26 protein-coding genes are annotated in these 21,625 nt (G+C 74.0%); 8 read left to right on the top strand and 18 right to left on the bottom strand.

The window, feature by feature from the left end:
• Window positions 1-3: 3 nt before the first annotated feature.
• From HP550_RS15175 to HP550_RS15185, 3 genes are all read right to left on the bottom strand, one after another.
• Window positions 4-2,247 carry a winged helix-turn-helix domain-containing protein gene (locus tag HP550_RS15175; protein WP_175348526.1) on the bottom strand — a complete coding sequence of 748 codons (2,244 nt, stop codon included), beginning with the start codon at window positions 2,245-2,247 and terminating at the stop codon, window positions 4-6.
• 67 nt (window positions 2,248-2,314) lie between these two features.
• Window positions 2,315-3,034: a 5'-methylthioadenosine/adenosylhomocysteine nucleosidase gene (locus HP550_RS15180; RefSeq protein ID WP_175348527.1), complete on the bottom strand. Its 720-nt coding sequence runs from the start codon at window positions 3,032-3,034 to the stop codon at window positions 2,315-2,317.
• Window positions 3,031-3,483 carry an S-ribosylhomocysteine lyase gene (locus HP550_RS15185; protein WP_175348703.1) on the bottom strand — a complete coding sequence of 151 codons (453 nt, stop codon included), beginning with the start codon at window positions 3,481-3,483 and terminating at the stop codon, window positions 3,031-3,033. Before HP550_RS15185 ends, HP550_RS15180 begins: the two co-directional genes overlap by 4 nt.
• Window positions 3,484-3,580: 97 nt before the next feature.
• Here HP550_RS15185 and HP550_RS15190 point away from each other — a divergent pair, with 97 nt between their 5' ends.
• Window positions 3,581-4,048, top strand: a complete 468-nt coding sequence (locus tag HP550_RS15190) for an NUDIX domain-containing protein (RefSeq protein WP_175348528.1) — start codon at window positions 3,581-3,583, stop codon at window positions 4,046-4,048.
• A 1-nt stretch (window position 4,049) separates the two neighbouring features.
• Here the strand turns inward: HP550_RS15190 and HP550_RS15195 are convergent, their stop codons facing one another.
• The 3 genes from HP550_RS15195 to HP550_RS15205 are packed head-to-tail and all read right to left on the bottom strand — an operon-like array spanning window position 4,050 to window position 6,682.
• Entirely contained in the window at window positions 4,050-5,087 is a 1,038-nt protein-coding gene (locus HP550_RS15195; RefSeq protein WP_175348529.1) for an NAD(P)/FAD-dependent oxidoreductase, read from the bottom strand.
• Window positions 5,084-5,608, bottom strand: a complete 525-nt coding sequence (locus tag HP550_RS15200) for an isoprenylcysteine carboxylmethyltransferase family protein (RefSeq protein ID WP_175348530.1) — start codon at window positions 5,606-5,608, stop codon at window positions 5,084-5,086. Before HP550_RS15200 ends, HP550_RS15195 begins: the two co-directional genes overlap by 4 nt.
• On the bottom strand, window positions 5,609-6,682 hold the full coding sequence (locus tag HP550_RS15205; RefSeq protein WP_175348531.1) for a type III polyketide synthase: 1,074 nt from the start codon (window positions 6,680-6,682) through the stop codon (window positions 5,609-5,611). It abuts the gene before it with no gap.
• A gap of 91 nt (window positions 6,683-6,773) precedes the next feature.
• Between HP550_RS15205 and HP550_RS15210 the strand changes: the two genes are divergently transcribed.
• Window positions 6,774-7,619, top strand: coding sequence for a UbiA family prenyltransferase (locus HP550_RS15210; protein ID WP_343048202.1), 846 nt, complete (start codon window positions 6,774-6,776; stop codon window positions 7,617-7,619).
• Between the two features lie 65 nt (window positions 7,620-7,684).
• The gene (locus HP550_RS15215; protein ID WP_175348532.1) at window positions 7,685-8,560 is read left to right on the top strand and encodes an LLM class F420-dependent oxidoreductase; all 876 of its coding nucleotides are present in this window, start codon (window positions 7,685-7,687) and stop codon (window positions 8,558-8,560) included.
• Window positions 8,561-8,564: 4 nt separating this feature from the next.
• On the opposite strand, the gene HP550_RS15220 is transcribed toward HP550_RS15215, so the two are convergent.
• From HP550_RS15220 to HP550_RS15235, 4 genes are all read right to left on the bottom strand, one after another.
• Complete coding sequence (locus HP550_RS15220) at window positions 8,565-9,053, bottom strand: VOC family protein (RefSeq protein ID WP_175348533.1); 489 nt, start codon at window positions 9,051-9,053, stop codon at window positions 8,565-8,567.
• Between the two features lie 84 nt (window positions 9,054-9,137).
• A complete protein-coding gene (locus tag HP550_RS15225; protein WP_175348534.1) occupies window positions 9,138-9,938 on the bottom strand; it encodes a pentapeptide repeat-containing protein in 801 nt (266 codons plus the stop codon).
• A gap of 25 nt (window positions 9,939-9,963) precedes the next feature.
• A complete protein-coding gene (locus HP550_RS15230) occupies window positions 9,964-10,251 on the bottom strand; it encodes a transcriptional regulator (protein WP_175348535.1) in 288 nt (95 codons plus the stop codon).
• Entirely contained in the window at window positions 10,251-10,814 is a 564-nt protein-coding gene (locus HP550_RS15235) for a hypothetical protein (protein WP_175348536.1), read from the bottom strand. Before HP550_RS15235 ends, HP550_RS15230 begins: the two co-directional genes overlap by 1 nt.
• Before the next feature lie 140 nt (window positions 10,815-10,954).
• On the opposite strand from HP550_RS15235, the gene HP550_RS15240 reads away from it, so the two are divergent.
• Both HP550_RS15240 and HP550_RS15245 read left to right on the top strand, forming a co-directional pair.
• Entirely contained in the window at window positions 10,955-11,563 is a 609-nt protein-coding gene (locus HP550_RS15240) for a ClpP family protease (protein ID WP_175348537.1), read from the top strand.
• The gene (locus HP550_RS15245; RefSeq protein WP_175348538.1) at window positions 11,563-12,186 is read left to right on the top strand and encodes a ClpP family protease; all 624 of its coding nucleotides are present in this window, start codon (window positions 11,563-11,565) and stop codon (window positions 12,184-12,186) included. Before HP550_RS15240 ends, HP550_RS15245 begins: the two co-directional genes overlap by 1 nt.
• Here HP550_RS15245 and HP550_RS15250 read toward each other — a convergent pair.
• The 4 genes from HP550_RS15250 to HP550_RS15265 form a co-directional block, all read right to left on the bottom strand.
• Window positions 12,165-12,533 (bottom strand): helix-turn-helix domain-containing protein, encoded by a 369-nt coding sequence (locus tag HP550_RS15250; RefSeq protein WP_175348539.1) that lies wholly within the window; start codon window positions 12,531-12,533, stop codon window positions 12,165-12,167. The two genes, HP550_RS15245 and HP550_RS15250, sit on opposite strands and share 22 nt — an antisense overlap.
• A 95-nt stretch (window positions 12,534-12,628) precedes the next feature.
• Window positions 12,629-13,477: an ABC transporter permease gene (locus tag HP550_RS15255; protein ID WP_175348540.1), complete on the bottom strand. Its 849-nt coding sequence runs from the start codon at window positions 13,475-13,477 to the stop codon at window positions 12,629-12,631.
• Window positions 13,464-14,462: an ABC transporter ATP-binding protein gene (locus tag HP550_RS15260; protein WP_175348541.1), complete on the bottom strand. Its 999-nt coding sequence runs from the start codon at window positions 14,460-14,462 to the stop codon at window positions 13,464-13,466. The genes HP550_RS15255 and HP550_RS15260 overlap by 14 nt, the downstream gene beginning before the upstream one ends.
• Window positions 14,459-15,703 (bottom strand): LolA family protein, encoded by a 1,245-nt coding sequence (locus HP550_RS15265; RefSeq protein WP_246280912.1) that lies wholly within the window; start codon window positions 15,701-15,703, stop codon window positions 14,459-14,461. Before HP550_RS15265 ends, HP550_RS15260 begins: the two co-directional genes overlap by 4 nt.
• Before the next feature lie 83 nt (window positions 15,704-15,786).
• Between HP550_RS15265 and HP550_RS15270 the strand changes: the two genes are divergently transcribed.
• Genes HP550_RS15270 through HP550_RS15280 form a run of 3 tightly spaced genes read left to right on the top strand, consistent with a single transcriptional unit; the run spans window position 15,787 to window position 18,362 of the window.
• Complete coding sequence (locus tag HP550_RS15270) at window positions 15,787-16,440, top strand: response regulator transcription factor (RefSeq protein ID WP_175348543.1); 654 nt, start codon at window positions 15,787-15,789, stop codon at window positions 16,438-16,440.
• A 23-nt stretch (window positions 16,441-16,463) separates the two neighbouring features.
• Window positions 16,464-17,768, top strand: a complete 1,305-nt coding sequence (locus HP550_RS15275) for an ATP-binding protein (protein ID WP_343048203.1) — start codon at window positions 16,464-16,466, stop codon at window positions 17,766-17,768.
• A gap of 51 nt (window positions 17,769-17,819) precedes the next feature.
• Window positions 17,820-18,362, top strand: coding sequence for a DnaJ family domain-containing protein (locus HP550_RS15280; protein WP_175348544.1), 543 nt, complete (start codon window positions 17,820-17,822; stop codon window positions 18,360-18,362).
• A 3-nt stretch (window positions 18,363-18,365) separates the two neighbouring features.
• Here HP550_RS15280 and HP550_RS15285 read toward each other — a convergent pair whose 3' ends face one another.
• The 4 genes from HP550_RS15285 to HP550_RS15300 all read right to left on the bottom strand — a co-directional run bounded on the left by HP550_RS15285 (window position 18,366) and on the right by HP550_RS15300 (window position 21,613).
• Window positions 18,366-18,593: a hypothetical protein gene (locus HP550_RS15285; protein ID WP_175348545.1), complete on the bottom strand. Its 228-nt coding sequence runs from the start codon at window positions 18,591-18,593 to the stop codon at window positions 18,366-18,368.
• Window positions 18,594-18,637: 44 nt separating this feature from the next.
• Complete coding sequence (locus tag HP550_RS15290) at window positions 18,638-20,131, bottom strand: DHA2 family efflux MFS transporter permease subunit (RefSeq protein WP_175348546.1); 1,494 nt, start codon at window positions 20,129-20,131, stop codon at window positions 18,638-18,640.
• Between the two features lie 126 nt (window positions 20,132-20,257).
• Window positions 20,258-20,593 carry a YciI family protein gene (locus tag HP550_RS15295; protein ID WP_175348547.1) on the bottom strand — a complete coding sequence of 112 codons (336 nt, stop codon included), beginning with the start codon at window positions 20,591-20,593 and terminating at the stop codon, window positions 20,258-20,260.
• Window positions 20,594-20,677: 84 nt separating this feature from the next.
• Window positions 20,678-21,613, bottom strand: coding sequence for a DNA-3-methyladenine glycosylase family protein (locus HP550_RS15300; RefSeq protein ID WP_343048204.1), 936 nt, complete (start codon window positions 21,611-21,613; stop codon window positions 20,678-20,680).
• Window positions 21,614-21,625 lie beyond the last annotated feature (12 nt).

A 21,625-nucleotide genomic window follows, 5' to 3' on the forward strand; every position in this document is an offset into this window, starting at 1 on the left:
GAGCTACGCCCCGAGCAGGCCGATCGCCGTCGCCCGCCGGACCGCCTCGCTCCGGGACGAGACCCCGAGCTTGCGGTAGATCGAGCCGATCTCCGAGCTCGCCGTGTTCCGGGAGACGAAGAGCCGGTCGCCGATCTCGCGGATGGTCAGGTGAGTCTGGAGGTACGGCAGGAGCCGCAGCTCGGCCGGGGTGAGCGGGGAGACGCCCGGCGCGCGGGAGGGGGCCGTCGACGCGAGCGCCCCCCGCAGGGCGCCCACCTCGTCGACCAGGGTGCCCAGCTCGGGTCGACGGAGCAGCACGTCGTCGATCTCGTGCAGCAGGTGCTGCGCGGCCGGCTGGTCGCCCAGTCCCCAGCACACCCTGGCCAGCTCGAGTCGCGTGCGGACGGCGATGAACGGGAGCACGTAGGTGCACACGGGCCGGGCGCGCATCGCCCGGGTCAGCTGCCGTCGAGCCTCCTCGACGTCGCCGAGGTGCAGGGCCAGCCGGGCGGCCGCGGCGAGCGCCAGGACGCAGGTGGCGTAGTCCTGCATGCGATGGGTCTCGAGCACCCCCAGCCCGGGAGCCAGCAGGGCCTCCGCCTCGGTCCACCGGCCGTGGTCCATCTCGAGCAGCGCGAGCTCGGCGGCGGCGAACACGAGGGTGTCGGCATTGACGTTCCCGGTCGGGGACTCGATCGCCGACGCGAACAACGACCGGGCGCGGTCGACGTCCCCGGCGAGCAGGGCGGCCTCGCCCGCCATGGCCTGGGCGTTGTCCCGCCAGACGCTCCACTCGGGCTCGAGGCGCAGGGCGAGCTCGGCGTCCGCCTCCATCTGCTGCGGTCCGTGCGCGCACATCATCGCGCGGAGCATGGCCCGCCCGGAGTCGAAGGAGGCGCTGCCGTCGGGCGGCACGTGCGGGAACGACGCCGCGTCGACGACGGCGGCCCAGCGCTGAGCCTGCTGCGTCTGACCGGTGAACGCCGCCACGTAGCCGGCCATGAGCGCCAGCGGGGGGTAGTCCTCCACCGCGGGGGTGCCCAGCTCGTCGATCCACCGCTGCACCGTGGCGATCTGCCCGGACTGGTAGGTGGGGTTCGCCAGGGTGGCCACCAGGATCGCGGCCCGGTCCCGCTCGTCGGTCGACAGCAGGTGCTCGACCGCGAGCCCGGGGGATGCGTGGGCCTCGTACCAGTCCGCGGCGCGCAGCTGGAGCTTGCGCACCCGGTCGGGCTCGCACCGCTGGAGCTCGGACAGCAGGAACTCGCGGAACAGCGCGTGGTACCGGAACCACTCGCGACGGCGGTCGAGCGGGACGAGGAACACGTTCGTGGCCTCGAGCTGGCGCAGCTGCTCGTCGGCACCGGGCTCGTCGAGCACCGCGTCGCACAGGGGAGCGCTCAGGTGCTCGAGCACGGCGGTGCGGAGCAGGAACCGCCGGGTGTCCGCGGACAGCCGGCCGAAGGCCTCCCGCTGGAGGTAGTCGGCGACGTACCGGTCGTCACCGGTGATGGCGACCGCGTCACCACCCACGTCGCGGGCGATCAGCGACGCGAGGTAGATGCCGACGGGCCAGCCCTCGGTGCGCGCGGTGACCGCGGCCGCCGCCTGCGGGGAGAGGTCGACGTCGGAGGAGGCGAACACCGTCCGGGTGCCGGCGGCGTCCAGTGCCAGGTCTCGCGGGCCGATCTCGACCGTGTCGCCCAGGGCGCGCAACCGCGGGATGTGCGGCTGCGCGTCGCGGCTCGCCGCCACCAGCTGGGAGCCGGGGGGGACGCCGGCGATGACCACGCCCAGCGCGTCGTGGCACGCGGACGACCGGATCTCGTGGAGGTCGTCCAGCATGAGCACGAACGGGAGCGGGCTCGAGCGGAGCGCGGAGGCGAGCTGAGGCGCGGCGCGCGCCAGGACCGAGGCCCTGGTGCCCCTCATCTCGTCCTCGACTGCCACGTCCACGAGTCCCAGCCGCACGCACGCCGAGGCCAGCACGGTCAGCAGGCGGGCCGGGTCGTCGTCGAACCGGTCGAGGGACACCCACGCGACCGCGCGGTCCTCCAGCCGCAGCCACTCCGTCATCAGCGTCGTCTTGCCGTAGCCGGCCGGAGCGGTGATGCCGACGACCCGCTTCCCGCGCGTCCGGGCCGACCCGACCAGGGCTGCACGACTCACCGTGCCGGCTCGATGAGCTGGGACGGCCAGCTTGGCGTCCAGCAGCACCGCGCCGAGCGCGTTCCCCCTGTGGACGCCCGACAGCTCAGGCCTCACCCGGCCAGACTAGGGCCACGGGTGCATGCGCTGACAAGACCGGGCAGATCGGGTGTGTCGTGCCAGGTCAGCGGGAGTGGACCATGTCGCCGACGGCGAGGCGCCGCAGGACCTCGATGACGACTGTGGCCGAACGGTCGGCGGCGTCGTCCACGTGCGTGAGGAAGTCGGCACCCGCCACGGGACCGCACAGGTCGGAGATGCCGCGGACGGACAGGAACGGCACGCCGTACAGGTGGGCCGTGTGCGCCAGCGCGGCGGACTCCATGTCCGTCGCCATGGCCGACGGGAACGCCGCGCGCATCCGGTCGATGCGGCTGGCGTCGATGAACGCGTCGCCGGACAGGATCGTGCCGGTGAGGATGCGCAGGTCGACGCTGGCGGTGGCCGCGGCGTCGTGCAGGATCTGCTCCGCCTCGTAGACCTCGGGCATGCCCGGCACCTGGCCCAGCTCGTACCCGAACGCCCGCGCGTCCGCACCCGAGTAGAGGTACTCGGAGCCGACGACGACGTCACCGACGCGGACGTCCAGCCCGACCCCGCCCGCGCTGCCGGCGCTGATGACCGCGCGCGGGTGCGTGCCCTGGATGGCGACCGCCGCGGCCGTGGCGGAGTTGACCAGGCCGATGCCGCACTGGACCAGCAGCACCTGCCGACCGCTGATCGTGAGCAGCCGGTGCTCGGCGTGCCCCATCTGCGTCGGGTCGCCGACGACGTCGGCCCGGTGCACGAACGCGGCGGCCTCGTCGGCCATCGCGGTGACGATGACGGCGTCGACGGCGATCATGCGGTGACCGTGCTCCACTCCTCGCGCGCGCCCAGGAACGTGCGCGCCGCCTCCTGAGCCCCTGCCAGGGTGTGGTTGGCGCCCCAGCCGCACTGCACCTCGTTGGCTGCGGGCACCTCGGTGGCCGTCGTGATGTCCGTGAGCGTGTCCTGCACCAGGGTGAGCACGTCGTCGTACGCCCACTCGCCCTGCAGGATCAGGTAGAACCCGGTCTGGCAGCCCATCGGGGAGAAGTCGACCACCCGGTCGGAGTGGTTGCGCGAGTGCTCCGCGAACAGGTGCTCCAGGGAGTGGATCGTCGGCATCTCGAGGTGCGCGACGTTCGGCTGCGTGAAGCGCACGTCGTACTTCTGGATGACGTCACCCGCGGGCAGGTTCTTGGTGTCGGCCAGGCGCACGTAGGGCGCGACGACGGTCCGGTGGTCGAGGTTGAACGACTCGACGTTCATGCGGGGCTGGTTCACGGCACAGGTCCTTCGCGATCGGAGGCGTCCATTGTCCCCCGACCTGCGCGTGCCACCGAACCGGTCCTCGTACGATCGGCCGGTGCCCACCCCCGAGTACGTCCTGGCCCTGCGCTCCGCCGTCGGGCACCACCTGCTGTGGCTGCCGGGCGTGACCGCGGTGGTGCTGCGCGGCGACGAGGTGCTCCTGGTGAGGCGCTCGGACAACGGCGCCTGGACGCCGGTGACGGGCATCATCGACCCGGGCGAGGAGCCGGCGGTGGCGGGCGCGCGCGAGGTGCTGGAGGAGGCGTCGGTCGTCGCCATCCCGGAGCGGCTCGCCTCGGTGCACGCGCTGCCGCCGATGACGTACGAGAACGGCGACCACGCGCAGTACCTCGACCTCACGTTCCGGTTCCGGTACGTGTCGGGCGAGCCGTTCCCCGACGACGGCGAGAACACCGAGGCGGCCTGGTTCCCGCTCGACGCCCTCCCGCCGATGGCGCCCGAGATGCACCGCCGGATCGACAGCGCACTGCCACCGGACGGACCGGCGATCTTCACCGCATGACTCAGCGGGCGAGCCGCTCGACCACCGCGCCGTAGAGCCCAGGAGCCGCGGCGGCCAGGGGCACGATCCCGCGCCGCAGCGGCGACCTGGCCGCGGTGATCAAGCCGCTGGTGAGCAGCCGGTAGTCGCGGGTGGCCGCGGTCCACGCCTTCTCGTAGGCGGCGTTCGAGCGGTGCACGTCGTCCTCGAGGGTGGCGACGGCCTCGCGGGCCTGCGCCAGCCCGACGCGGACACCCTCGCCGGTGAGGGCGTCGACGTAGCCCGACGCGTCGCCCACGAGCCGCACGCGTCCGGCGGTGCGGCGGCGGGTCTGCTGGTGCAGCGGGCCTGCCCCGCGGGCGGGCCCGAGGGTGGGCGCGGCGCCCAGGTGGCGGCGCAGGGCACCGAACGCCTCCAGCGTCGCGTCGAAGTCGTGGCGGGCGGGCCCGAGGAGCGCCACCCCCACGACGTCGTCCGCCACGGGCGTCACGTACGCCTCGACGGACCGGCCCCAGTGCACCTCGACCAGGTCGGTCCACGGCTCCACCCGGAAGTGCTTGCGCACGCCGAACCGTCGGCCCGTCGCGCGGCGCTGCACCGCGAGGTCGACCTGGCGGCGGACCGTCGAGTGCAGGCCGTCGCAGGCCAGCAGCCAGCGCCCGCGCATCCCCGCGCACCAGACGAAGGACTCGTCCTGCTCGACCGCGCCGCCCCGGCCGGTGACGACGACCGCGCCGAGCTCGGCCGCGCGGCGGGCCAGGGCGGCGTGCAGCACGGTGCGTCGCACGCCCAGGCCGGGTGCGACGGCGAACGGGTGGTCGGCGACGACCTTGCCGCGCACGTAGCGGATCCCGGTCAGGGTGTGGCCCTCGGGATACACACCGAGGCGGTGCAGCGCTGCGACGGCGCCCGGCATGAGCCCCTCGCCGCAGGCCTTGTCCACGGGGGTGGCCCGCGGCTCCACGACGATCACCGACAGGCCCGCCAGGCGACCCTCGATCGCCGCTGCGAGCCCGACGGGACCGCCGCCGACGATCAGCAGGTCCGCGTCGGGAGTCATGCCGGCGCCGCGCTCACCGAGCGCAGCGCGCGTTCCTCGGTCGGGATCCGGAAGCCCAGCAGGAGCACGGCGTTGAGGACCGTGAACGCGGCCGCCGTGACCCAGGCGGTGTGCACCAGGGGGAGCGCGGCGCCCTCGACCGCCACGGCCACGTAGTTGGGATGGCTGAGCCAGCGGTACGGCCCGCGCTTCACCAAGGCGATGCCGGGCACCACGATGACGCGGGTGCTCCACTGGTTCCCCAGGGTGGCGATGCACCACCAGCGCAGGGAGTTCGCGGCCAGCACGAGGGCCAGCGCCGTCCAGCCCAGCGCGGGCAGGAACGGCCGGTCCGCCACGTGCACCTCGACCAGGCACGCGACCAGCAGCCCGGTGTGCAGGGCGACCATCGGCGGGTAGTGCCGCTTGCCGGTCTCGATGCCGCCGTGCGCGAACGCCCAGGTCACGTGCCTCTGCGAGACCACCAGCTCGGCCAGGCGCTCGAGCGCGACGACGACGATCAGCCAGTCGTACCAGGTCACCTACGGCTCCTCGGGCCAGCGCAGCAGGACGGTCTCGGTGCACACGCCCGGACCGATGGCGAACAGGACGCCCGCCGACCCGGGGATCTGCCCCCCGGTGGCGAGCTCGTCGGCAAGCACGTGCAGGACGCCTGACGAGCTCAGGTTGCCCACCCGCGCCAGCGAGCGCCAGCTGGCCGCGAAGGCCTCGTCGGGCAGGTCGAGCGCGCGGGCGGCCGCCTGGAGGATGCGGGGCCCGCCGGTGTGCGCCACCCACGTGCCCACGTCGGCGACCTTGAGCTGGTGGGCCGCGAGCAGGTCGACGACGCCCGCACCGAGGTTCTGCTCGACCAGGTCCGCGAGGCTCGCTGCCAGCACGATCCGGAACCCGCTGCCGCCGATGTCCCAGCCGAGCGCGTCGGCGGTGTCCGGGTACAGCGCGCTGCGGGCGTCCACGACGTCGACGCCGCCCTCCACCTGCGCCGCGCGGTCGCCGCCCACCATGACGACCGCCGAGGCGCCGTCCCCGAAGAGCCCGCTGGACACGATGTTCGCCATGGTGTCGTCGCCCTGCTGGAGCGTCAGCGAGCACAGCTCGACGGACACCAGCAGGGCGACGTCCTGCGGGTGCCCCTGGAGGTAGTCCCGAACGCGCGCGATCCCGGCGGCGCCCGCGACGCACCCGAGCCCGAAGACGGGGAGCCGCTTGACGTCCGGGCGCAGTCCGAGGCGCTCCACCAGGAGCGCGTCCAGCGACGGGGTGGCGATCCCGGTGATGGAGGTGAACAGCAGGAAGTCGACGTCCGCTGCGTCCAGCCCCGCCGCGGCGAGGGCCTGCCGGCACGCCTCGGCCGCCAGGGGGGTGCCCTCCCGCACGAACGCGTCGTTGGCGGCGGTGAACGTGGTCAGCCCGGCGTACTCCTCGAGGGGCAGCGCGAGGTGGCGCGTCGCGATGCCCGTGGAGGCGTGGATCCGTTCGATCGTCGCGCGGCGTCGGGGGTCCGACGAGAGCAGCGGGGCGATCGTGGCGGTGATCTCGCTCTGGGCATGCACGTGCCGGGGCAGGACGGGGGCGATCGCGGCGATACGCACCATTCGGGCATCGTGCCATGCGTGCGCACGGGCGCAACTGTCCGGAGCGTGTCGCGCGACCTGCGACGATGTCGCGGTCGAGCGGAGGAGACAGGTGACCGACAACCCGCGGCGTCCACGCGCCGTCGACCTCGCCCTGGCCTGCCACCCGGCGCCGACCGTCGCGGTGACCGCGTTCGCGGTCGCCATGGCCGCGGGAGCCGGTGCACCGGGCGCGACGGTCGCACTCGTCGGCGCCGCGATCCTGACCGGCCAGCTGTCCGTCGGCTGGTCCAACGACTGGATCGACGCCGGTCGCGACGCCGCGGTGGGGCGGCCCGACAAGCCCGTGGGTTCCGGGCGGCTCTCGGTCGCGGCCGTCCGCACGGCGGCCCTGAGCGCGACCGTGGCCTGCGTCGTCCTCTCCCTCGCGCTCGGGTGGCGCGCCGGCCTGGTGCACCTGGCGACGGTCGCGTCGGCCTGGGCGTACAACGCGCGCCTGAAGAGCACTGTGTGGTCCTGGGCGCCCTACGCCTTCTCGTTCGGGTTCCTGCCCCTGGCCATCGCGCTGGCCCTGCCCGGTGCGCCCGTCGCCGCGTGGTGGGCGATGGCGGCAGGCGCCCTGCTCGGCGTCGGGGCGCACGGCGCCAACGTCATTCCCGACCTCCAGGACGACCACGCGACGGGCGTCCGCGGCCTGCCGCACCGCGTGGGCGGCACGGCGACCAGCATCGGCACTGCGGTGGCACTGCTCTCGGCGACCGGTCTGGTGGTGCTGGCTCCCGCGGGTCCGCCGAGGGCGGCGGCAGCCGGCGCGCTCGTGCTCGCAGTCGGTCTGACCATCGCGGGGACGGTGCTGGCGCTGGGCGGAGGGCGCAACCGGCTGCCGTTCCTCTTTGCGATCGCGGTCGCGGCGGTGGACGTGGTGCTGCTGGTGCTCTCGGACTGGGTGGTCGGCTGACCGCTTGACTTCGAGCGCGCTCGAAGGAGCAGGGTGCACACACACCCCCGGTCGAAGGAGCTCTCATGCGCGTCGGTGTCCACCTCATGCGGTACGACTCGGTCGAGCCGTCCGCCCTGCGCCAGGAGCTGGCCGACACCGCGTCGGCGGCCGAGGAGGCGGGCCTGGCCTGGGTGTCCGTGATGGACCACTACTTCCAGATGACGGCGGCCGGCTTCCCCGCCGAGGACCCGATGCTCGAGGCCTACACGACGCTCGGCTACCTGGCGGGCGTGACCTCGACCGTCCAGCTCGGCGTGCTGGTGACCGGCGTCACGTACCGGCACCCCGGCCTGCTCGCCAAGATCGTCGCGACGCTCGACGTGCTCAGCGGCGGCCGCGCCACGCTCGGCATCGGCGCCGCCTGGTACGAGGAGGAGCACCGCGGGCTCGGGGTGCCGTACCCGCCGCTGGCCGAGCGGTTCGAGCGGCTCGAGGAGACGCTCCGGATCAGCCGGCAGATGTGGGACCCGGCGAACGACGGCCCGTTCGAGGGGAAGCACTTCCAGCTGGCGCAGACCCTGTGCTCTCCCCAGCCGCTGGCACGGCCGGAGATCCTCATCGGCGGTGGCGGCGAGCGCAAGACGCTGCGGCTCGTCGCGCAGTACGGCGACGCCTGCAACCTCTTCGCGACGACGCCCGACGAGGTCGCGCACAAGATCGACGTGCTGAAGGGCCACTGCGAGGACGTCGGGCGTGACCCGGCGGAGATCCGCGTGACCCTCCTGCACGCCGGCGACTCGCTGCTCACCGGCGACGTCGACACGTTCGTCGAGCAGATGGGTCCGTACGCGAAGCTCGGCGTCGAGACCGTGATCCTGCGACCGCCGGCCACCAGCCTGGCGGCCTGGGTTCGCGACGCCGTCGCCCCGGCGGTGCCGGCGGTCGCGGACCTCGGCTGACGGGCTACGCGGGGACGCTCTGGCCGTCCGCCGCTGCGCGCAGGCCCGCCACGTCGATCTTGCCCATGGTGAGCATCGCGTTCAGCGCGCGGCCGGCGCGCTCGGGGTCGGGGTCGCCGAGCAGCTCGGGCAGGGCGGTCGGGATCACCTGCCACGACAGGCCCCAGCGGTCCTTGAGCCAGCCGCAGGCCCCCGGCTCGCCTCCGTCCGCGACGAGGGCGTCCCACACGCGGTCCGTCTCCGCCTGGTCGGGCACGGACACCTGCATCGAGAACGCCTCGGTGAAGGAGTACGTCGGTCCGCCGTTGAGCGCCTGGACCTCGAGGCCGTCGAGCACGAAGCTCACGGTGAACGCGGTCCCGGCGGGCTGCGGGGCCCCCTCGCCGTAGCGGGCGACCGAGACGATGCGGGAGTTCGGGAAGATCGACACGTAGTGCTCGGCGGCCTGCTCGGCCTGGTCGTCGAACCACAGGAACGGGCTGATGGACTGCATCTCAGTACCTCCGGTCGGGGGACGCGAGGCCGGGTGCCCGGCGTCCTTCGTGAGGTGGTCGGAGCCGCTCACAGGTTCTCGACATCACCAGTGTGCGGGTGGCAGCAGATCGCGGGGCAGCCGGGTCGACGCGTCCCCGTGGGCCGACGCCACCTGCGGCGGGGTCACGAAGAGCGCGTCCGAGAGGTCCGCCCCGCGCAGGTCGGCACCCCGCAGGTCCGCACCGAGCAGGTCCGCCCGGCGCAGGTCGGACCCGTTCAGGTCCGCCCCGAGCAGGTAGGCGCCCCGCAGGTCCGCGCCGCGCAGGTCGGCGCCGCGCAGGCGGGCACCCACGAGGTCGGCGTCGCGGTGCCCCGGTCCTGGTCGACCGGCGCGGACCAGCCTGCTCGCACGCTCCAGCAGCGGGCCCACCTGCCCGCGACGGGCCGCCACGTCGACGTCCGCCAGCTGCGCGGGGTCCGCGTCGGTCAGCGCGGTGATCTCGTCGCGGGCGCGCGCGAGGTCCGCGTGCACCGCGGCCGCGTCAGGCCGAGCCAGCGCGTCGGTGAGGTAGACGAGCAGCTCGTGCAGGTGCCGCATCACCGGGAACGCCGCGAACATCTCCCGTGCCAGCTCCGGGTCCTCGCGCCAGCTCCGCCCGCGGAACGTCCCCTGCGTGACGTGCTGGCCGGCGCCGAAGCACTCGTAGGCGGTGCACCCGGGCATGCCGCGGTCCCGCAGGCTCGCGTGGATCCCGCACCGCAGGTCGGCCGCCAGGTGCCGGCACGGCGCTCCCGCGGGCTTGTCGAACGCGAAGTCCGACGACCGCGCGAAGGGCAGGGCGACGCAGCACAGTCCGACGCAGCGGGCGCAGTCGGACCGCAGCTCGAGGCGCGTACCGGGCACCCGTCGAGGCTAGCGACCGCTCCCGTCAGTCGACCATGTCGATCAGACGGCGCACCGCGGCGACGTGGTCGCGCAGGGCCCGCCTGCCGTCGTCCGTCAGGCCCACCCACGTGGTCCGCCGCCCCCCGTGCACACCCTTGCGACTGTGCAGGTAGCCGGCATCGACGAGCGCCGAGACGTGCTTGGACAGCACAGAGTCGCTGACGTCGAGTGCGGTCCGCAGCGTCGCGAACTCGGCCTCCGACACCCCGGACAGCGTGGTGACCAGCTGCAGGCGCGCGGGGGCGTGGATCAGCGGGTCGAGTCCGACCATCAGCCGACGACCAGGAGCACGGCGAACCCGACGCACGCGACGACGGCGAGCAGCGCGAGCACTCGCGGGGATGCACCACGCGCGTGCGCCGCAGGCTCGTGCTGGTAGGTCCTCCACCAGTGCCGGGTGCCCAGCGCGCAGCCGACCCCGCCCACCACGGCCGCGAGCACGACGAGCCACCACCGCGACGCGAACGCGGCCCAGATCCCGGCGGCGAGCGCACCGAGGTAGACCAGCGAGGCACTCGCCCCGGCCGCGAGCACGATCTGGCTGACGAGACCGTCGACCCTGACCCCGTTCACCTGGCTGAACCGGTGCAGCAGCAGCGCCGACCCGCCCAGGAAGACCGCCAGCCCCGCCAGCACGACAGCGAGCCCGGCCACGGTCTGCGCGGCGATGCCGTAGGCGGCGGTGCCGAGCTGCACCGCGACGGCGGCGGCGAACACCACGAGGAAGCCGGGAGGGAGTCGGAGGCCGGCCGTGAGTCGGCCGCGGGCCTCGTCGGCCATCGCCAGGGTCGCACGCGCGTCGTCGGGGTCGGGGTGCGTCGGGTTACTTTCCATGGTGGAAAGTGTGCACCGAACTTTCCAGATTGGCAAGTAGCGCGTCTGCCGTCGGCAGATCCGCCGAGGGCAGACCGGGGGTCCGCAGCGGCGCGGCGCGTGTGACGGTCGAGTGGTCCGCATCCGACGAGGAGGCCCCCATGAGCACCGCCCCACCGACCGTCCGCCCGTTCGACGACGACCTGTCCACCCGCCTGCTGCATCAGCGCATCGTCGTGCTGGGTCAGGAGGTCGACGACACCATCGCCAACCGCGTCTGCGCCCAGCTGCTGCTCCTGTCGGCCGAGGACCCGCGCCGCGACATCGCGCTCTACATCAACTCGCCGGGCGGCTCGGTCAGCGCGGCGCTCGCGATGTACGACACCATGCGGCTCATCCCGAACGACGTCGCGACGCTGGCGATGGGGCTGGCGGCGAGCGCGGCCCAGTTCCTGCTCAGCGCAGGGACGCCGGGCAAGCGGTTCGCGCTGCGGCACTCCCGGGTGCTGATGCACCAGCCGTCCGGGGGCATCGGCGGCACCGCGATCGACATCGCGATCCAGGCGCAGAACATGGCGCACGTGAAGCGCACCATGCAGTCGCTCACTGCCGAGCACACGGGCCAGTCGGTGGAGACGATCGAGCGCGACGCCGACCGGGACCGCTGGTTCACGGCCGAGGAGGCGCTGGCGTACGGGTTCATCGACAAGGTGGTCGAGCACCTGGACGACGTGCGACCGGACGCGAACCTGCGACGGGCGGGCCTGTGATGGCCGGCCAGTACACGATCCCGGTGGTCATCGAGCAGCGGCCGACCGGGGAGCGCGCCTCCGACGTCTACTCGCGGCTGCTCACCGACCGGATCATCTTCCTGGGCACCGAGATCGACTACGGCGTGGCCAACGTGGTGATCGCGCAGCTGCTGCACCTCCAGTCGGAGAGCCAGGACTCGCCCATCCACCTGTACATCAACTCGCCGGGCGGCTCGATCACGGCGCTCCTGGCCGTCTACGACACCATCCAGTACATCAAGCCGACCGTGGCCACGTTCTGCCTCGGGCAGGCGGCCTCCGCGGCGGCGGTGCTGCTGGCCGCGGGGACGCCCGGGAACCGGCACGTCCTGGAGCACGCGAGGGTGCTGCTGCACCAGCCGTCGGGCGGGGGAGAGGGGACCGCGGCCGACCTGGAGATCCAGGCCCGGGAGATCGCCCGGCTGCGCGAGCAGGTGGACGAGATCCTGCACCGCCACACGGGTCAGCCGCTGGCCAAGCTGCGCACCGACACCGAGCGCGATCTGATCCTCACCGCGCAGCAGGCCGTCGACTACGGCCTGGCGGACCAGGTCGTGACGACCCTGAAGCATGTGCCGGCTCAGGCTGCGAGCAGGACCTGAGCCCCGGTGGTCCGGGTCGGGAGCGTCGTGACCGTGGCGAGCTCCCGCCCCGCGGCCGGCGCGGTCAGGTCCACCACGACCCGCCCCTCGGCGAGCGCCAACCGGGCGTGCGCGGTGCCCACCAGGTCGACGAGCCGCAGCCCGAGCGCCCGGCAGACCGCGGCCAGCACCTCCGAGGACGCCTCCTTGCGGCCGCGCTCCACCTCGGACAGGTACGCGACCGACACGCGGGCGTCCTCGGCGACATCACGCAGGGTGCGGCGCTGACGCTCCCTCTCCTGGCGCAGGATGGCGCCGACGAGCCGGCGGAGCAGGGGCTCGGCGCGGTGCTCGAGCTGAGCGGTCATCGCGTCCTCCGGGAGCGTCGGGGTGCTTCGGCCACGCTAGCCCGCGAACGAGCCCGGACAGCGGAACGGTCCTTCTGCCCTGAGCGGACGGCCCGTCAGCTCGACACGTCCGCGGTGGTGAACCGGCTCCACGCCAGGGCCCCGAAGATCGCCACCCACGCGGCCTGGAGCGCGAGCCCCTGACCGAGCACCCCCCAGTCCGGCTCGAGCCGCAGGAACTCCGCGAAGTCGAGCCAGTGGTGGGTGAGCAGTGCGGGCGCGATCGTCGCGAGCTGCGGGAGCTGGTCGAGGACGCCGCAGACGATCGCGGTGACGACGGTGGCCGCCATCGCGCCGACGGGCACCTCGGTGAGCGTCGAGAAGAACAGCCCGACCGCCACCAGCCCGGTCATGGACAGCCCGACGTACACGACGACCGCGGCTACCCGCAGGATGCCGTCGCCCAGGGGCACGGTGGTCCCGGACAGCAGCGTGATGCCGCGCAGCCCGAAGAACGCCGCCCCGGCCACCACGCCGACGATCGCGATGGCCGTCACCGCCGAGGCCGCGAACGCGAGCGCCCCGACGGCCTTGACCGCGAGCAGCCGACCGCGTGCCACCGGGACGGTGAGCAGGTACCGGAGGGTGCCGGCCGCCGCCTCGCCGGCGATGGCGTCGCCCGAGGCGATCCCGATGGTCAGCGGCAGCAGGAAGGGCAGGCACAGGAACAGCGACGCGATGACGAGGAACAGGCCGTTCCCGGTCACCCGCCCGACGAACCCCGGGCCCTGCCCGTCCAGAGCGGTGTCCTGGGTCAGGAACAGGACGGTGCCGAGCAGCAGCGGGACGAGCGAGAGCCCGACCAGCAGGACGATGTTCCGCCGGCGGCCCAGGACCAGGCGCAGCTCGGAGCGGACGAGCCGCAGCAACGAGCCCCGACGGGGGGCGACCTCAACGAGCGACATCGAAGCCCTCCCCGGTCAGCTCGACGAAGATCTGCTCGAGGTTGGGCCGGCGGACCTCGAGGCCCAGCAGGTCGACGCCGGCGTGGACCAGCGCGGCGGACACCTTCTCGGGTGGCACCGCCCCGAGCAGCGCCGACACGGTGTGGCCCGCCGCCTGGACGTCCGTGAGTCCCATCCCGGTGAGCACCTCCGCGGCGGCGCCGACGTGGTCCACCGACGTCTGCACGGACAGCCGGGGCAGGCCGCGCCCCGTGAGCTCGGCGCGGTCGCCCTGGAGCAGCAGGTGGCCGCCGCTCATGATCCCGACGTGCGAGCACACCTGCTCGATCTCGGCCAGCAGGTGCGACGAGACGAGCACGGTGGTGCCGTGGTCGGCGAGCTCGCGCACCAGGTTGCGCACCTCGCGCGTGCCCTGCGGGTCGAGGCCGTTGGTCGGCTCGTCGAGCACCAGCAGCTCGCGCGGTCGCAGCAGTGCCGCGGCCAGGCCGAGCCGCTGCTTCATGCCGAGCGAGTACTGCCGGTACGGCTTGGCGGCCGCGGCGGCGAGGCCGACGCGCTCCAGAGCCTCGTCGGCACGCTGCCTGGCCGTGCGAGGGTCCGCCGTCGCGTCGCTCGCGTCGAGTCTCGCGAGGTTCGCCCGCCCCGTCAGGTACGGGTGGAAGGCGGGGCCCTCGACGAGCGCTCCGACGCGCGGCAGGACATCCGCGCCTGCCTCCGGCATGGCGCCGCCGAGCAGGTGCGCCCGGCCGCTGGTGGGCCGCACGAGGCCGAGGAGCATCCGGATCGTCGTCGTCTTGCCCGAGCCGTTCGGCCCGATGAAGCCGTACACGGCTCCGCGCGGGACGCGCAGGTCGATGCCGGCGACGGCCACCTGCCCGGAGCGGAACCGCTTGGTCAGCCCGTCGGTCCGGATGGCCAGGTCGGCGTCGTCGGACGCGACCGGAGCCGCACCCGAGGGCGCGGCTCCGGTCGGCTGTTCGGTCACTGCGCCGCCAGGGCCTGGAGCGTCGCGCCGGGCACCGCACCGGCCAGCACGCGGCCGTCGTCGGTGATCAGCACCGAGAGCAGCGCGGACGAGAGGAGCCGGCCCTCGGGCACCGCGGTGGTGAGCGTGTCGTAGAGCGCGGTGGTGTCGAGGTCGCCCATCGGCGAGCCCGCGCCGTCCTCGGGCACGAACTCCGAGTACAGGTCTGCGGCACCCTGCGAGCCGAACGTCTTGTCCACGCCGGGCAGGTTGGCGGCGGCAGCCGGGTCACCGGCCACGAGAGCGGCGACGTCGAGCCCCGACGCCTGCACGATCGTGTCCCAGCCGGTGCCGGTGACCGTCACGCCCTCGGGGAGCTCCTTCTCGTCCGGGCTCGCGGCCGCCTCCGTCGGGGGCTCGGGCAGTGGCACCACGACGTCGCGCGTCGAGGAGCCGGCCGGGGCCGAGAACGCGAGGACCGAGTCGGCGGGCGTCGCGAAGGACACGTCGGTGAACCCGATCTCCAGCGCGGGGGTCTCGGTGTCGGCCTTGCTCCACACCTGCACCCGCAGCGGGGTCGAGGTCGTGGCGTCCACGGCGACCACGATCCTCCCGACCAGGGTCGTGTCGCTCGTCGGCGTCACCACGAGCTGGTAGGCAGCGCGCCCGGCGACCTCCGTCTGCGAGTCGAGCGTCACCGTGGACGATGTCCGGGCCAGCCCGACCGCCTGCCGACCGGCCTCCTCGGGTGTCGGCAGGTCGCTCTGCACGGGCAGCTCACCGGCCTCGGCCTGCGCCTCGAGCGCCTCGAAGCGTGCCTGGTCCGCCGCGCTCAGGCTGTAGTGCACCACCGCGTCGTCCATGCTCGAGTACGTCCACGCCTCCGGTCCGTCCTGCACCACGGAGTACTCGGACGTGGGGCCGAGCAGCGCCACACGAGACCGCTGGTTGCCGTCGGACCACACCCGCATGGTCGAGCTGCCGCCGAGCAGGTTGATCGGGTCCGCGCCGGCGACCGCGCCGAAGGGGATCTCCGGCAGCCCCAGCCGCGCGGTGTAGACGACCGTGCCGGACAGCGGCGACGGCTCGGCGCTCGCCACCTGCGCGGCCAGCTCCTCGGGGGTGATGGTCGGCAGGCCGGCGTCGTCGGCGGACGCGAACAGCGGCGGGGCGACGAAGGCCATGCCGACCGCGACGGCGGCGACGACAGGCACGGCCCAGCGGGCTCGGGGTGAGAGTGCGGTGCGACGGGACTCGTTCATGGCTCCACTGTGCATCGTGCCTGCTGAGGGCATGCTGAGAGCGCCAGGGCACCGGCCTGAGCTGCGGGTGCGATGCTCAGGACATGCGGGTGCTGCTGGTCGACGACGAGCGCGGGCTCGTGCGCGCCCTGCACCGGGGCCTGACCGCCGAGGGCTTCGCGGTCGACGTCGCCTACGACGGGGAGCGCGGGCTCGAGCTGGCCTCCGAGGACGGCTACGACGCGATCGTGCTCGACGTCATGCTCCCGCGACGCAACGGCTACGACGTGGTCACCGAGCTGCGGGCGCGCGACGTGTGGACGCCCGTCCTCATGCTCAGCGCCAAGGACGGCGAGTACGACGTGGCCGACGGACTGGACGTCGGGGCCGACGACTACCTGACCAAGCCGTTCGCGTTCGTCGTCCTGGTCGCCCGCCTGCGCGCCCTGCTGCGCCGCCAGGGCCAGGTGCGACCGCCGGTCCTCACGGTCGGGGACCTCGCGCTCGACTCCGCCACCCGACGGGTGACCCGCGCCGGCGAGACGGTCGCGCTCACCACCCGGGAGATCGCGCTGCTGGAGTACCTCATGCACCACGCCGACCGGGTGGTGGGCAAGGTGGAGCTGCGCGACCACGTCTGGGACGGCACCGGCGAGGACGTGAACGTCGTCGAGGTCTACGTGGGGTACCTGCGGCGCAAGCTGGGCCGGGACGTGGTCGAGACGGTGCGCGGCGCCGGGTACCGCGTGGCGGGCTGACGGTGGCGGACGGTGCGCCACAGGTGCGCCGTGGCGCGTCGCTGCGCCTCAGACTGACCCTGCTGGCCTCCGGGGCGGTGTGCGTGGCCCTGGTCGTCGGGGCGATCCTGCTCACGGTGGTCCTGCGGGACACCCGGGTGGACGCCCTGGACCAGGTGGTGCGCGACCGTGCGGTGACCGTCGCGGCGCTGGCCGCCGACGACCGGCTCCCCGAGACCCTGCCCGTCGAGGAGCCCGGCGAGATCGTGCAGCTGATCGACGCCGGCGGTGCCGTGCTGGCCACCTCGCCGAACGCCAGCCGCACGCTGCCGGTGCTGTCCCCGGACGTCCTGGCAGTCCTCGGGGCGACGAGCACGCAGCAGACCGCGTACGACGACGCCGCGCGGGTCGCGGTGCGGGCGACGACGTTCCGCGACGAGCCGGTCACCGTCGTCGCCACCGTGCCGCTCACCGAGGTGCAGGGCGTGCTGGACGCGCTGCGGCTCGCGCTCGTGGTCGTCGTGCCTCTGCTCACGCTCGCCCTCGGCGTCGGGGTCTGGCTCATCCTCGGCCGGGCGCTGCGACCGGTCGAGGAGCTGCGCCGCGGGGCGGCCCGCGTGGCGTCGTCGGGCGGTCCGGGGTCGCTGCCCGTGCCCGCGCGGGACGACGAGCTCGGGGCGCTGGCCCGCACGCTCAACTCGATGCTCGACCGCCTCGAGTCCGGGGCTGCCCGGCAGCGGGCGTTCGTGGCCGACGCGGCGCACGAGCTGCGCTCGCCGCTCGCGTCGCTGCGCACGACCATCGAGGTCGCCCGGGCGCACCCCGGCTCCTACGACACCGACGAGCTGACGCGGGACCTCGAGGTCGAGGTGCTGCGGATGCAGGCGCTCGTCGACGACCTCCTCCTGCTCGCCCGCATGGGCTCCTCGCCGCTGGCGCACGACGAGCTCGATCTGGCGGCGGTCGCCCGCGACGTGGTCCGCACCGGCGGGGCGGTGGCGGTCACGGTCGACGGCTCGGGGCGGGCACGTGGCGACGCCACCGCGGTCGGCCGGGTGCTGCGGAACCTGGTGGACAACGCCGTGCGGCACGCGGTCGACCGCGTGCAGGTCGTGGTGGCCGACGGGACGGTGCGGGTCGAGGACGACGGTGCCGGGGTGGCCCCGGCCGACCGGGAGCGGGTGTTCGAGCGGTTCGTGCGGCTGGACGAGGCGCGGGAGCGGGATGCCGGCGGCAGCGGCCTCGGCCTGGCGATCGCGCGCGAGATCGCGCGGGAGCAGGGCGGCGACGTGGTGCTGGGCGACTCCGCCCTCGGCGGGCTTCGGGCCGAGCTGCGGCTGCCGGGCTGACGGCCGGCGCGGGTCGTCGTAGCGTGGGGCCGACGAGCCCCGGAGGTGACGATGCCCGAGCACGACCCGGTGCGTGACGCCGCCCGGTACCGCGTGGACCGCGACCGCGGGCCCGACGAGACCGAGCCCGCCCGCCCGCCCGGCCGGATGGAGAACCGGCACCTGTGGGTCGACGTCGTCATCGACCAGGCGATCGCCCGCGGGGAGTTCGACGACCTGCCCCTGGCGGGCAAGCCGATCCCCGGCATCGGCGCCCAGCACGACCCCGACTGGTGGCTCAAGGCGCTCATCGAACGCGAGCACATCTCCGGCGTCCTGCCCGAGGCGATCCAGCTGCGCAAGGACGAGGCGGTGCTGCCCGAGCGGCTGGACCGCCTGCACGACGAGGCCGACGTGCGCGCGGCGCTGGAGGAGTTCAACGCGCGCATCGTCTCCGCGCGGCGTCAGCTGCTGGGCGGCCCGCCCGTGGTCACGCCGCTGCGCGACGTGGAGGTCGAGGTGCGGCAGTGGCTGGACCGCCGCCGGCCACCGCCTGCGCCGCCGGTCGAGCCCGCCCGGCCGCCGCGTCGGTGGCGCCGCAGGACGTCGGGCTGAACCTCAGCGGTCCTCGAGGGCAGGGAGGATCGTCGTCGGGATCGCGAAGGCGAGCGTGATGGCCAGGATGCCGCCGGCGAACGCCCAGGCACCCCAGTCGCCGACGTTGAACGCGACGGTGAACAGGGCGAGGCCCACCAGGAACAGCAGCGCGGGGAACACGACGCTGAGCATGCGACCGGGCGTGCCCGACCCGTCGTCCTCACGACGCTCGATCACCGGGTAGCTCATGGAGGTCCTCCTGCAAGGGGTGCCGGGGTGGGCCTCCAGCGTAGTCAGTGCGTGAGGACCGCAGCCGTCTCGTCCGCGTCCGTGTCGGCCCCGTGCGGCGACGGGGCGGCGCGCACGAAGAACGCCGCGGGGATGGCGACCAGCGAGATGGCCGCGCCCACCAGGAACGCCGCGTGGATGCCGCCGGCGGTCGCATCGACCACGCCGGACCCGGCGGCCGCCAGGGTGGCGCTCTGCGCGGTCAGCACGGTGACGAACAGGGCCGTCCCGGCCGCCCCCGCGACCTGCTGCACCGTCCCGACCATCGCGCTGCCGTGCGAGTACAGGTGCATCGGCAGTGCGCCCAGGGCGGAGGTGAACAGGGGCGTGAACATCAGGGCGAGGCCCGCGCTGAGCAGCACGTGGCAGGCGAGCATCAGCCACGGGGAGCTCGCCGGGGTCAGGAGCGTGAACCCCCACGCGCTGACGCTCACGACGACCGCGCCGGGGACCAGCAGCGGCCGCGGACCGTACCGGTCGTAGGCGCGGCCCACGCTCGGTGCCAGGAGACCCATGATCAGGCCGCCGGGCAGCAGCAGGAGGCCGGTCTGCAGCGCCTCGAGGCCGAGCACGGTCTGCGCGTAGAGCGGCACCAGGATCAGGGTGCCGAACAGCGACATCATGCTGATCGCCATCACGCCGACCGAGATGGTGAACGTGGACGAGGAGAGGGTCCGCAGGTCCAGCAGCGCGTTGTCGGTCCTCTGGAGCCGGAGCTGGCGCCACACGAACACGACGAGCGCGACCGCGCCCGCACCGAGCGAGGTCCACGTGGTCGTGGTGATGCCGGTGGTCGCGGCGGCACCCAGTCCGCTGAGCCCGTAAACGATCCCGCCGAACGCCACCGCCGACAGGACGACGGAGGCGATGTCGACGCGCGCACGGCGGGTCTCCGTGAGGTTGGGCAGCTGCACCGCGCCGAGCGCCAGCGAGCCGAGCGCGATCGGCAGCACGAGGACGAACAGCCAGCGCCAGTCGAGCACGCTGAGCACCAGCCCGGAGATGGTGGGGCCGATGGCGGGCGCCACCGAGATGACGATGGAGATGTTGCCCATCGTGCGGCCGCGGCTGGCCGGCGGGGTGACCGTCATGACGGTGGTCATCAGCAGCGGCAGCATGATCGCGGTGCCGCTGGCCTGCACGACGCGGCCGACGATGAGCGCGTCGAACCCCGGGGCCAGCGCGCAGATCGCGGTGCCCAGGCTGAACAGGGTCATCGCGGCGAGGAACGTGGCGCGGGTGGTGAACCGCTGGATCACGAAGCCGGTCACCGGGATGACGATCGCCATCGTCAGCATGAACGCGGTGGTCACCCACTGGGCGGTGCTCGCGGGGATGCTCAGGTCGTCCATCAGCCGGGGGAGCGCGACGCCCATCACCGTCTCGTTGAGGATGACGACGAACGTCGAGATCAGCAGCAGGCGGACGGCCAGGCGGTCACGGGCGCCGGTCCCGTCGTCCGCGGGTGGTCGGGTGGTGGTCAGGGTCTCGTCGGTCACAGCGGTACCTCGGGTGTGGGAGGGAAGGGTGTGGCGCGGCCGACGGGGTCGGCGCGGACGGTAGGCACAGTGTGTGCGGTGCGACCCCGCGGGGTCGACGGATTTCGCTCTGAGGAGACGCCGGGTTCAGAGGTCGAGCGGCCAGAACGGGCGGACCTCGATGCGCCCGAACCGGGCCATCGGGTGCGCCGCCGCGCGGTCGAGCGCCTCGTCGAGGTCGGCGCACTCGAGCACGTCGAACCCGGCGACCGTCTCCTGCGTCTCGGCGAACGGGCCGTCGGTCACCAGCAGCTGCCCGGAGCGCACCCGGACCGTGCGGGCGTCCGCCGGCGGCCGCAGCCGGTCGCCCAGCACGCTCAGGCTGCGGCGGTCGTTCTCCGCGACCCAGTCGACGATGTCGTCGTCCTCGGGTCGGTAGGGCTCGGCGGTCGGGTCGTCGCAGACGAGCAGCAGGTAGCGCATGGGGTCCTCCAGGTGGGGGGTAGGTCCGTCATCTGTCGGACGATCCAGCGAGCCGCGGATCGACACGATCCGCGGAGCAGTTTCTCAGCGCAGCGGCAGGGCGCGCGGCATGCGCGGTCCGAAGCGGGGTGCGCGGGCGGTCTGGCTGAGCTCGATCAGTCGGATCACGCGCTGTCGGTGACCGGCCCACGGCTCGAGCAGGCGCAGCATCCCGGCGTCGTCGGTGCGCCGGCCCGTCAGCGCCCAGCCCACCAGGTGGGCCAGGTGGTAGTCGCCGACCGACACCGCATCGGCGTCGCCCAGCGCCCGGGAGGCGACCTCGGCGACCGTCCAGGGGCCGATCCCGCGCACGGTGAGCAGGCGACGGCGCGCCTCCTCGAGCGGCAGGTCCGCGCCCTCCTGGAGCCGACTCGCCACCGTCGCGGCACGCAGCACCGTCCCGGCCCGGGCCTCCTCGACGCCGGCGCGCCGCCAGTCCCAGACCGGAACCGCGCGCCACGCACTGGCGGTCGGCGGCACCCGCAGCGTGCGCGGACCGGGGCCGGGAGCGGGCGTGCCGTGCTCCAGGACGAGCCGGCGCCACGCGGCCTTGGCGTCGAGCCCCACCACCTTCTGCTCGAGCACCGCCGGGACGAGCGACTCGAGCACGTTCCCCGACCGCGGGATCCGCAGCGCCTGCCGGGTGCGGTGGGCCTCGCGCACGACGGGGTGCAGGGACGGGTCGAAGCCGGAGGGGTCGTCGCGCGCACCGAGCAGGTCCGGCGTCCCTGCCAGCACGCGTTCGGCGCCAGGACCCCAGGCCGTCGCGTGGATGCCGTCACGTCGGACGGCCAGGTGCAGGGTGGCGGGACCGTCGGGTGTCGAGGTCGCCTGCCAGACGGACCCGTCGGGGGACGACGCCCACGCGGGGTCGCCGGCGCCACGCCGCAGCGGACCGAGCGTCAGCCGGACGTCCACGGGCTCGCGCGGTCGGTAGACCGACGACAGCGACGACTCGTCGTCGGCGGCGGCGGGGATCACGCCACCACTATG

Origin of the sequence: Cellulomonas humilata, from assembly GCF_013359775.1 — a bacterium.
GTDB classification, from domain to species: domain Bacteria; phylum Actinomycetota; class Actinomycetes; order Actinomycetales; family Cellulomonadaceae; genus Cellulomonas; species Cellulomonas humilata.